1 pseudogene is annotated in these 554 nt (G+C 34.5%); it reads left to right on the top strand.

Annotated features, from left to right (window positions below):
• Positions 1-287: pseudogene (locus tag BCAMP_RS12215) on the top strand (ISL3 family transposase); the annotation flags it as partial.
• Between the last annotated feature and the right edge of the window lie 267 nt (positions 288-554).

Genomic DNA, 554 nt, shown 5'->3' with positions numbered 1-554 from the left:
ATAATAAAACAGTTAAACTCATTAAACACGGAACTAAACTATCACGTATCACACTCCCTAAAACAAATAACCTTCCAACCTATCTCTTTTTAAAGAAGCAACGCTTCTTATGTAAAGGATGTAAAACAACCTTTATCGCTTCAACTTCGATGGTAAAACGAAATTGTTTTATCTCCAAACGCATCATTCAAACACTAGCTGCCGAAGGGCAGTTTATTACTTCTGAAAAAGATATCGCTTTTAGACAGAGTGTTTCAACAACTACTGTTAATCGTGCTTTACACTAATTGTCTCCTCAATTCAAACCGAACTATCAAAGGCTTCCTCTACATCTTTCAATGGATGAATTCAAATCGGTAAAGAGTGCTGATAGTTAGATGCGTTTTATTTTCACTGATGCGAAAAAATATGAAATCATTGATATCCTCCCATCTAGAAGATTGCATCATCGATCGTTTTCATTTGTCCCAATTAGTAACACGCTCCCTTAATCAAACACGCATTAAACTCATGAACCGTTATGATACTTCAAACTCAGAAGATAAAAAGATTTA

The organism is Brochothrix campestris FSL F6-1037, from assembly GCF_000525915.1.
GTDB classification, from domain to species: Bacteria; Bacillota; Bacilli; order Lactobacillales; family Listeriaceae; genus Brochothrix; species Brochothrix campestris.
This window is presented reverse-complemented; position numbering and strand designations above follow the sequence as displayed.